Origin of the sequence: Variovorax sp. RA8 (genome assembly GCF_901827175.1) — a bacterium.
GTDB lineage: Bacteria > Pseudomonadota > Gammaproteobacteria > Burkholderiales > Burkholderiaceae_C > Variovorax.
On record NZ_LR594662.1, the window covers coordinates 3366777 to 3377547 of the forward strand.

Below are 10771 nucleotides of genomic sequence, written 5' to 3' on the forward strand. Positions count from 1 at the left end.
TCGGCGTCCAAGCCCGTCGTGCGTCTCAGGCGCCTCAGGCGCTGCGAGTGCGCGGTTCGCGCGTACGCAGCGTGCTGCACACCGCGGCCACGGCAGCGCAAGCCGCGGCCAGGCCGAGCGCGATGAACGGCCCGCGGCCCGCGTGCGGAGGCCAGACGCTGAAGATCCCCGCCAGCAGCACCGCGCCCAAGGTCTGGCCTGTGAGCCGCGCGGTGCCCAGCATGCCGCTGGCCGCGCCGCTGCGATGCGCGGGCGGCGAGGTCACGATCGTGTGGTTGTTGGGCGACTGGAACAGGCCGAAGCCCAGCCCGCACAGCGCCATGCGCCAGACGATGTCGGCATTGCCCGGCTGCGCCGGCAGCGCCGCCAGCAGCACCAGGCCGAGCGCCAGCAGGCTCAGGCCGATGCCGCCGAGCCAGCCGTCCGGGTAGCGGCCGATCAGCCGGCCCGCGATCGGCGCCATCACCACGATGGCCAGCGGCCATGCGGTGATCAGCAAACCCGCTTCCACATGCGTGCGCCCGTAGGTTTCGAGCAGCAGGAAAGGCAGCGCGATGAAGGACAGCATCTGCGCGCAGAAGGCGCCCACCGAGGTCCCCATCGACAGCGCGAAAACGGGGATGCGCAGCAGGTCCACCGGGAACAGCGGCACGGCCAGCGCGCGTTGCCGCCGCAGGTAGACGAAGCCCACGGCCACCCCTGCCAGCAGCAGCGCCCAGGCAATGGGCGCAGGGCCCTGCCCGGACCCGCTGCGCACGCCCAGCCGGTCAGCGCCGACGAAGATGAGCGCGAACATCAGCACGTTGAGCACCACGTCGACCCAGGAGAAGCGCTCGCCGGCAAGCGCGGCCGCGCGTTGCCCCGGCAGCGCGCGCCAGCCCAGCGCCAGCACCAGCAAGCCGAGCGGCACGTTGAACGCGAACAGCCAGGGCCACGAAGCCACAGAGAGGATCGCCGCCGCCACCGATGGTCCGGCCACCGAGGCGCTGGCCACCACCACCGAGTTGAGCGCCATGCCGCGGCCCAGCTGCGCACGCGGGTAGACCACCCGCACCAGCGCCGAGTTGACGCTCATCAGCCCGGCGGCGCCGAGCCCCTGCACGGCGCGCGCGGCGATCAGCGTGCCCAGCGAGTCGGCCAGCATGGCACCCAGCGAGGCCAGTGTGAACAGCACCATGCCGCACAGGTACACACGTCGATAGCCCACCAGGTCGCCGAGGGAGGCCAGCGGCAGCAGCATCACCAGCGTCGCGATCTGGTAGGCGTTGACCACCCAGATCGCATGCGCCGGATCGGCCTGGAGCTCGCGTGCGATGCCCGGCAGCGCGAGGTTGACGATGGTGCCGTCGAGCACGGCGACGGTGATGCCCAGGATGATGACCAGCATCGCCCAGCGGCGCTGCGGCTGCGGCAGCCCGTCCACTTCGGGCAGCTCTGCAAGCGCGGCCGGCTCAGCGCGCCGCATAAGCCAGGGGCCGGTGCGCGCCGAGCGTCAACCAGGTGAGCACGACGGCGATCAACGCGCCGGCCGCCATGCCCGCGACCATCGGCAGCGGCCGGCCGTCGGTGAACAGGCCGATCACCGCCATCACCACCGCGCCGGTGAGCATCTGCAGCGTGCCGAGCAAGGCCGAGGCCGTGCCGGCAATGGCGCCGTGCTTCTCGAGCGCGAGCACCGACGTCGTCGGGATGACGAAACCCATGAAGCCGCTGGCGATGAAGTACAGCACGATCAGCACCGCCAGGCGATCGCCGCCGGCGAGGTAGTAGGCCAACATCGCCAGCATCACCAGCCCGCAGGCACTCACGCTCGCCTTGACCACCCGCACGATGCCGAAGCGCTCGCACAGCAGGCCGTTGAGCTGCGCCGCGCCGAAGAAGGCCGCGGCGTTGATGCCGAAGGCCAGGCTGTAGAGCGTCGGCGAGAGCCCATAGTGGCCGATCATCACGAAGGAGGAGTTGGCCAGGTAGGTGAAGAAGCCCGCCATCGCGAAGGCGCCGATGAAGACCAGGCCCAGGTAGTGCGCGTCGCGCAGCAGCACGCCATAGGCACGCAGGGCGCTGCCCAGGCTGCTTTCGACGCGGTCTTCTGCCGGCCGCGTTTCCCTGAGGGTCGCGGCCATGAGCGCGAGGCCGGCGGCGGCGGCCAGGGTCACGGCCCAGAACACGCCGCGCCAGCCGGCGAAGGCGATCACCGCGCTGCCGGCAAGCGGCGCCAGGATGGGCGAGACACTGAAGACCAGCATCAGCAGCGACATCAGCCGGGCCGCGTCGTTGCCGGTGTGCAGGTCGCGCACCACGGCGCGCGGGATCGCCATGCCGGCGGCGGCGCCCAGGCCCTGCACGAAGCGCAGCGCGATGAGGGTCTGGATGTCCGTGGCCAGGGCGCAGCCCACGCTCGCCGCCGCGAACAGCAGCAGCCCGAAGTACAGCGGCGGCTTGCGCCCCACCATGTCCGACACCGGGCCGTAGAGCAACTGGCCCACGCCCAGGGAAATGAAGAAGGCCGTGAGGCTCATCTGAACCGGCCCGATGCCGGCGCCCAGGCTGGCACCGATCTCGGGCAGCGCCGGCAGGTACATGTCGATGGCGAAGGGTCCGATGGCCGACAGGAGTCCGAGCACGAGCGCGATCTTGAAAAAGCGCGAGGAAGTCATGCCCCGATTGTGAACGCGGCCGCAATGGGCAAGCGCCAGCGGGATGGCGCTCGCTGTGCTAGGTCGGCCCCGCCAGGCTCACCGGACGAGCAACACGGGCGTCTTGCTGAGGGCAAGAACCTTCGTCGCCACCGATCCCATCAGCAGTCCGGCCAGCGCCCCATGACCATGCGAACCCATGACGACCAGGTCGAAGTTTCCGCCGTCGGCCATGGTCGCGATCACCTCCGCCGGGCTCCCCACCTGGCTGACGAAGTTCACGTCGACCCCGTGGTGCTTGAAGAAGGTCCGGATCGGCTCGAACACAAGCTCGGACTCGCTCGCGTAGTAGCGCCTTCGCGCGTCGGCGTCGAGGTACGCGCCAGCGCGCGGGGGCAAAGGCTCCACGCAGTGCAGGACCGTGTATCGGTGCTCTCCGCGCAGCCACACATCTTGCATGTCGAGATGGGCCAGCATTCGTGTGGTGTAGATGCTTCCATCCGCCGCGATGAGAATCTTCATGGCCTCTCCTGAACGCGTATCTCCTGAACACCGGTGCGCACGACCATCCCGGCGCTCTCCTCGAAAAATGGCAGTCGGCGAACGAGCATTTTCTCGGCCTCGAGCAGCAACATCAAGGCGATGCCCGCGCCGCCTGCGAGCAGCAGATCGGCGGCCGCAAGGGGTTGCGTCGCGAAGAGCCGGTTCATCGCCGGCAGGTAGGTGAAGGCCAGTTGCATGGTCGCCAACACCCCCACCGCGGCCAGAACGGCGGGCGTGCCAAGCACCCCGCGCAGCGTGAACGACCGCATGCCGAGATAGCGCACGTTGAACAGATACGCCACCTCCATGGCCATCACCGCATTCACGACCAGCGTGCGCGCGGTGTCGAGGCTGTCGCCGCGACCCAGCACATGGAAGAGCAGGCCCAGCGTCACCAAGGCAAAGAGGGACGACACCAGCACGACTCGCCACAGCATGAACCGCGAGAGCAGGGGCGCATCGGCACGCCGCGGCGGCCGGGCCATCACGCCGGGTTCGGGCGGCTCGAAGGCGAGCGCCAGCCCCAGTGTGACCGACGTGACCAGGTTCACCCAGAGGATCTGCGCCGCGCTCATCGGCAGTGCGAAGCCCAAGAGGACCGCGATCAACACGCCCAGTACTTCCCCGCCGTTGGTCGGCAAGGTCCAGGCGATGACCTTTCGGATGTTGTCGTACACGGTCCGGCCCTCGTGCACGGCATTCACGATGGATGCGAAGTTGTCATCGAGCAGCACCATCTCGGATGCCTCCTTGGCCGCCTCGGTGCCCTTGATACCCATCGCCACGCCCACGTCGGCCTGCTTGAGCGACGGCGCGTCATTCACCCCATCGCCGGTCATCGCGACCACACGCCCCAGCGATTGCAGGGCCCGCACGATGCGCAGCTTGTGCTGCGGGCTCGTGCGCGCGAACACGTGAGTCTGCTCCACGACGTCCGGCAGCAACGCATCCGGCACCGTATCGAGCTGCGCGCCGGTGAGTGTGCGCGGTTCGTCGCTCAGAGCAAGCTGCCGGGCGATGGTCGTCGCCGTATCGGCGTGGTCGCCGGTGATCATCTTGACAGCGATACCGGCCGCCCTGCACTGCGCAATCGCGTGCTGGGCTTCCCGGCGCGGTGGATCGATGAAGCCCACGATCCCCAGCATCTCGACGCCACGGGCCACGTCGTCGAAGTGCAGATGCTCTTGCCCTTCCGGTAGGCGCTTGGTGCCGAAGCCGAGCACCCGTTCGCCGTTCGACGCAGCTTCGGTGAGCGCCCTCGCCCACCGTGCACGGGCAGCGTCGGGCATCGGCTGCGCCATTTCCAGCAACTGCTCGGGCGCGCCCTTGACGAACACGACCGATTCTTGCGCAGCATTGCGGTGCAGCGTGGCCATGAAGCGATGGGCGGCGTCGAACGGGATCTCGTCCTTGCGCAACCATTCGCTGCGTTCATGGTCCGGATCGAGTCCCGCCTTGCCGGCTAGCGCGAGCAGCGCCCCCTCCATCGGATCGCCCACGACAGTCCATGTCCCATCCACCTCGTGGAGCGTCGCGTCGTTGCACAGCACCGCACAGCGCAGCAGCGCGCTCGCATCGGCCAGGGCATCGGCATCATCGCTGTCGCCAGTGGCACGCAGGCGCCCATGAGGCGCGTACCCTTCGCCATCGACGAGCAAGGCGTGAGTCGTTCCGACGACACGGCAGGCCGTCATCTCGTTGCGCGTGAGCGTGCCAGTCTTGTCCGAACAGATCACCGAGGTGGCGCCGAGGGTCTCCACGGCGGGCAGCCGGCGGATCACTGCGTTGCGCGCGGCCATGCGCTGCACGCCGATCGCCAGGGTGATCGTGATGACGGCAGGCAGCCCCTCCGGAATCACCCCGACCGCCATCGCGACGACGGCCATCAGCGCGTCGACCCAGCTCCATTCCCGAATCCACACGGCGTAGGCGAAGAGCATCGCCGCCCCGGCAGCCACGAGGACGGCGAAGCGGCGGCCGAACCGGTCGACCTGGCGCAGCAACGGGGTGGTCAGCGGCTCTACCGAAGACAGCAGGTCGCTGATGCGCCCGAGCTCGGTCCGCGCGCCCGTCGCGACGACCACGCCGCTTGCCTGTCCGGCCGCGACCATCGTGCCGGAGAACGCCATGCTGTGGCGGTCGCCGAGCGCGGCATCGCGGGCCGCCGGCCGTTCCTGCTTCTGCGCAGCAACCGACTCGCCCGTCAGCAAGGCCTCGTCGATCAGCAGGCCGCGCGCCCGCAGCAACCGCAGATCCGCCGGCACGCGGTCGCCTGCTTCCAGCAGCACCACGTCGCCCGGAATCAGGTCTGCGACGGGCACGCTCAGGCGGCGGCCGTCGCGCACCACGTGGGCACGCGGCGAGATCAGGCGCCGGATCGCGGCCAGGGCGTTCTCCGCCTTGCCCTCCTGCACGAAGCCAACGATCGCATTGACCAGCACGACGGCGCCGATCACCGCAGCGTCGAGCCCATGCCCCAGCCACGCGGCCGCCAGCGCAGCCGCCAACAACGCATAAATGAGCGTGTTGTGGAACTGGGCAAGGAACCGGGCCAACGGGTTGGGGACGGGCGCCGGCGGCAGCGAGTTCGGACCGTGCACAGCCAGGCGCGACGCGGCTTCGGCCTGGGTGAGACCTCCGTGGCTGCTGTCCATTGCAGCGAGCACGTCGTCCTTGTCGCAAGCGTGCCACTGCGAATCTTCGGGCGCCGGCCGGCGTCCAGAATCAGGGCTCGGTGGCGTGTAACCCATCTGCGCACCATCAGGGCGTGATCGCCACCTTCAGCACACCCTCGCGTTGATGCCCGAACAGCTCGTAGGCCTGCTCGATGTCGTCGAGCTTGAAGCGATGCGTCACCATCGGGCCGAGGTCGACGCGACCGGACTGGATGACGGCCATGAGGCGGCGCATGCGCTCCTTGCCGCCCGGGCACAGCGTGGTCACGATCTGGTGATCGCCCAGGCCCGCTGCGAAGGCGCCGAGCGGGATCGTCAGGTCACTGGAGTAGACGCCCAGGCTCGACAGCGTTCCGCCCGGCCGCAGTACCCGCAGGCAAGCTTCAAACGTCGACTGCGCGCCGAGGGCTTCGATCGCGACGTCCACACCCCGGCCGTCGGTGAGGCGCATGATTTCGTCGATCGGGTCCTTCGCGCTGCTGTCGATCACAAGATCAGCGCCCATGCGCCGCGCGATCTCGAGCCGGTTCGCCAGCCGGTCCACGCCGATGACTGTCGTGGCGCCGCTCAGCTTGGCGCCCGCCGTGGCGCAAAGGCCGATCGGACCCTGTGCGAACACCGCGACGGTGTCCCCGATTCGGATGCCCGCGCGCTCGGCCCCCCCGAAGCCGGTCGACATGATGTCGGGACACATCAGGACTTGCTCGTCCGTCAGGTCATCAGGCACGGGCGCCAGGTTGGCCATGGCGTCGGGCACGAGAACGTACTCCGCCTGACAGCCGTCGATGGTGTTGCCGAACTTCCAGCCGCCCATCGGCTTCCAGCCATGTTTCGTTCCGGCGCCGTCCTGCGAACATGCGCCGCAGAGGCAGGCATTGCTCCATCCGCTGGGTGTGATGGCGCCTGCGATGACCCGCTGCCCTTCGCGAAAGCCCGAGACGGCGGAGCCCAGCTTCTCGATCACGCCGACCGGCTCGTGACCGATGGTCAGGCCCTTGGCGACCGGATACTCGCCCTTCAGGATGTGGACATCGGTCCCGCAGATCGTCGTCGTGGTCACTCGCATCAAAGCATCGAGGGGCCCGACATCGGGAATCGGCTTTTGTCCAGCACGATGCGGCCCGGTTGCACAAAGATCGCCGCCTTCATCTTCGCCATTTGACACTCTCCAATCTCGAATGTGGTACCAGGGGAACGAGCCAGGGTAGCAGCCGCGTTGCGCAGGACATTGACATGCGTCAACTCCGGTCATGCGAAGACCATCGCGGCCACGCAGGTGATCGCGCCGATGCACACCAGGTTGATTAGGCAGCGGGGTCACGGGTGTACTGCGCGCAGAGCGACATGCACGCTGCCCTTGCTTCTAGGCCCGCTACGTCCCGGTGTTGCAGGTGAGCCGCGCGCGAGCTCATGTGAATCGTCGGATCGATCCGAAGCCCGAAGGCGCTCGCTTCCCCCTGCGCCGCAAGGGTTCCCGCTAAAGGAGCGTAAACGCCGCCACGGCGACCAGCGTCGGAAACAAGGCGCCCAGGAGCAGCCCGCCCGCACTGATCGTCTCGTCGGAAAAGCCGCGCTTGAGCAGCGCCACGCCAGCCGGGTTGGGCGCATTGGCAATGATCGTCAGGCCCCCTCCAGCGACCGCGCCGGCCACGAGGCTGTACTTGGCCGGCTCGGAGATTCCCGTGATGAGCGAGCCCAGATAGGTCAGGGCCGCGTTGTCGGTCACTGCGGTCAGTGCCGTCGCCCCGAAGAACAGGACTTGCGGCGACATGCCGGAGACAATGGGCTGCAGCCACCACTGCTGCATGCCACCGAGCACCACCAGTCCCGCAAGGAAGAAGGCCACCAGCAGCGCTTCCTTGATGATGAGCGGGTTCTGATGGCGTTCATAGGCCTGTGCGAAGCCCAGGAACATCAGAAACAGGCCCAGGAATGCGACTGGATGATGGGCCAGGACTACGACGCCGACGAGAAATCCCAGGTGTACCGCCATCACGGGCAGGGGAACCTTCTCCTGCGCGGCGCTGTTCGCAGGCGCCGGCGCCGCAGAGAGGTGGGTGCGAAGCACCACCGTCGCCACGGTGGCGTTCACCAGCACGGCAATCGCCGCTTTCCATCCGAAGGTGAGCAGCATGAACCAGCTGTCCCAGCCCCACGTCGAGGCGACCATCAGGACAGGAGGGGCTGCGAAGGACGTCAGCGTGCCGCCGATGGAGATGTTCACGAACAGCACGCCGAGGGCGAGGTACTTGACGCGCTCCGGGAGGTCCTGCCTGAAGACCTGCGGGGCGAGCATCAAGGCGGCGATGGTCATTGCCGCGGGCTCCGTGATCGCGGAACCCAGAATGGGGACAGCCGCCAGCCCCAGCCAGGCGGTCGCCAATGAGGTGCGCACGGGAAGACGTCGTGCAAGCAGGTCGATGGCGCCCATCACGGCCTGCAGGATGGGCCGGGATGCCGCCACCACCATCACGACGAAGACGAACAGCGGCTCGGTGTACTGCCGCGATTCGGCGTACGCCAACGCCTGATCGCCGCCGCTGATGGCCGCCATGACCAAGACCAGCACGATGGCCCAGAAGCCGAAGACGACCTCGACCTCGCCCATGAGATGGAAAACGCCGGCGTGGCTGGGAAAGCGCTTCGACAGCCGCTCGAACTGCTTGGCTGCAAAGGTGTGGATGAGCGCGATGGCGAAGAGGGCGGCAGCAATCAGCTCGATCGTGTGGTTGGGCATTGGGTACGGGCGCGGGGAAGCTGCGTGGCGGCCCGACCATCGCACAAACCTGCCGCACCCGAATGTGTGACACCCACCGGTAGTCTAACCAGGCGTGGAGGCCGTGGGCCGTACGTCGCGCCAACTGGAAGGCGAGCACGGGGACGGGCGCGTGGTGCTTCGCGGCGACCTACCACATCTGGTAGTTGTGCGAGGGCGAGCTCGAAAGCCAAATGCGCCTTGCTGTTCGCAGCCTTGTCATGAATCCCTGGCAAGTTGGATCCACACCCCAAGGAGGACGACATGAACCTGAAAGAACTGAGCCTGGCCACCTTCAACCTCTACAACCTCAACGAGCCGGGCCGGGCGCTCTACTCGGACAAGGACGGCTGGACGCAGCAGGAATACGAGTCGAAGATCGCCTGGACGGCGAGGCAGCTGAGCATCCTGAAGTCGGATCTCTTCGGCTTCCAGGAGCTCTGGCACGCGGACTCGCTCGCCAGGGCGCTCGACGACGCAGGCCTCACGCAGGAGTACGACCTGCTGGCGCCGCCCGATGCCGACGGCCGCAAGATCGTCTGCGCCGCGATCGTGCGCAAGGGGCTGCTCAGCAGCGAGCCGGACTGGATCAGCGAGTTCCCCGCGAAGTTCAAGCTCCAGTCCAGCGGCGACGATCCGCAGACGCCGGTGATCGATGTGAGCATCCGCGGCTTCTCCAGGCCGGTGGCGCATTTCACGATCAAGCCGCGCAAGGACGAGCCGGACGTCCATGTGTATGTGTGCCACTTCAAGTCGAAGGCACCGACCAAGGTCTTCAACGAGCCGTGGTTCAAGGCCGACAAGCCGAGCTACGGCAGGCACTCGACGGCGCTGGGCGCCGCGCTGTCGACGATCCGGCGCACCGCCGAGGCCGCCGCGCTGCGCTTTCTGCTGACCGAACAGATGAAGGGCAATGACACGCCGGTGATCGTGCTGGGCGACATCAACGATGGCCAGCAGAGCAACACCGCCAACATCCTGACCGAGCAGCCACGATACCTGGTGGGCGACTCGGTGGGCGGCGGTGACGTGGCGTTCTACACAGCGCAGACGCTCCAGGAGTACCGCGACACGCGCGACGTCTACTACACCCACGTGCACCAGGACTTCCGCGAGTCGCTGGACCACATCCTGGTCAGCGAGCAGTTCTACGACAACAGCCGCAAGCGGTTGTGGCTCTTCGATGGGCTGGCCATCAACAACGACCACCTCAACCTTGACAACCACAAGGCCGACGGCACCAATGACCACGGCATCATCCGTGCCGTCTTCAAGCACAGGCCGATCAGGGAAGCGATGTAGCGCACCGCCCCGGTCCCGGTCAGCTCTTGTAGTGCAGCGCTCACCGCCAGAACGGCCGGGGCGTGAGCAGCATCAGGAGCACCGCGCCGTAGCGCAGGGACAAGCGGTGCTCCCAGGGCATGCCCCCGCCTGCACCCGGTAGCGCGACACGGCCTGCCCCACGAAGTGCGCCCTGGCGGGCCGGTGCCGAGCAACCCGGTCGCATGACCGCCTCAACCTCCCGGATCTCGCCTTCCTCGATCTTCGGCGATCCGATCTGGACGTGTGTGGCGCGGAACTCCGCCTACACGTGTGGGCGCCCGGCGCGCCTGCGGCTCAGAACAGGGGCGCCGTGTCGCTTGGCGGGCGGGCGCCTTCGATCATCAGCATCCTGAGCTTCGCTGCCGCGCCGCCATGTGCCGAGAAGCCGCCGGGCTTTCCGCCTGCGGCGAGTACGCGGTGGCAGGGCACCACCGGCGCGAAAGGGTTGTGGCCCAGCGCCTGCCCGACGGCGCGCGAGAGCTGCCGGTCGCCCAGCTCGGCGGCGATTTCGCCGTAGCTGCGCGTGCTGCCGGGCGCGATGCGGCGCGCGATGTCGTAGACGCGGCGGTGGAAGTCCGGCACGTCTTCATAGTCCAGCACGATCTCCGCCAGGTCGCGCGGCTCGCCCGCGAGCAAGGCACGGATCGCATCGCACGCCGCCTGTACCGCTACCGGCGGCGGCGCCTCGGGGACCTGCGCAAAGCGCTGCTGCATGCGCGAGCGCGTGGCGCCCTCCCCGGCCTCGGGCAACTGCACGCCGACGATGCCCCGCGGGCCCCATGCGATGCCGCAGGCGCCGATGGCGGTATCGAACAGCGCGAAACCCTCGGGGTTCATTT

7 protein-coding genes and 1 pseudogene are annotated in these 10771 nt (G+C 68.1%); 1 reads left to right on the plus strand and 7 read right to left on the minus strand.

Annotated features, from left to right (window positions below):
• Positions 1–34 precede the first annotated feature (34 nt).
• From E5P3_RS15740 to E5P3_RS15765, 6 genes and pseudogenes are all read right to left on the minus strand, one after another.
• Positions 35–1465, minus strand: a complete 1431-nt coding sequence (locus tag E5P3_RS15740; RefSeq protein WP_162586826.1) for an MFS transporter — start codon at positions 1463–1465, stop codon at positions 35–37.
• Entirely contained in the window at positions 1452–2657 is a 1206-nt protein-coding gene (locus E5P3_RS15745) for a multidrug effflux MFS transporter (RefSeq protein ID WP_162586827.1), read from the minus strand. Before E5P3_RS15745 ends, E5P3_RS15740 begins: the two co-directional genes overlap by 14 nt.
• A gap of 78 nt (positions 2658–2735) precedes the next feature.
• Positions 2736–3158 carry a universal stress protein gene (locus E5P3_RS15750; protein WP_162586828.1) on the minus strand — a complete coding sequence of 141 codons (423 nt, stop codon included), beginning with the start codon at positions 3156–3158 and terminating at the stop codon, positions 2736–2738.
• Entirely contained in the window at positions 3155–5929 is a 2775-nt protein-coding gene (locus tag E5P3_RS15755) for an HAD-IC family P-type ATPase (protein WP_162586829.1), read from the minus strand. The genes E5P3_RS15750 and E5P3_RS15755 overlap by 4 nt, the downstream gene beginning before the upstream one ends.
• A gap of 10 nt (positions 5930–5939) precedes the next feature.
• Positions 5940–7012: pseudogene (locus tag E5P3_RS15760) on the minus strand (NAD(P)-dependent alcohol dehydrogenase).
• A gap of 319 nt (positions 7013–7331) precedes the next feature.
• Positions 7332–8591, minus strand: a complete 1260-nt coding sequence (locus E5P3_RS15765; protein WP_162586830.1) for a putative Na+/H+ antiporter — start codon at positions 8589–8591, stop codon at positions 7332–7334.
• A gap of 282 nt (positions 8592–8873) precedes the next feature.
• Here E5P3_RS15765 and E5P3_RS15770 point away from each other — a divergent pair, with 282 nt between their 5' ends.
• Entirely contained in the window at positions 8874–9911 is a 1038-nt protein-coding gene (locus E5P3_RS15770; protein WP_162586831.1) for an endonuclease/exonuclease/phosphatase family protein, read from the plus strand.
• Between the two features lie 315 nt (positions 9912–10226).
• Here the strand turns inward: E5P3_RS15770 and E5P3_RS15775 are convergent, their stop codons facing one another.
• The gene (locus E5P3_RS15775) at positions 10227–10769 is read right to left on the minus strand and encodes a methylated-DNA--[protein]-cysteine S-methyltransferase (RefSeq protein ID WP_162586832.1); all 543 of its coding nucleotides are present in this window, start codon (positions 10767–10769) and stop codon (positions 10227–10229) included.
• Positions 10770–10771: the final 2 nt, after the last annotated feature.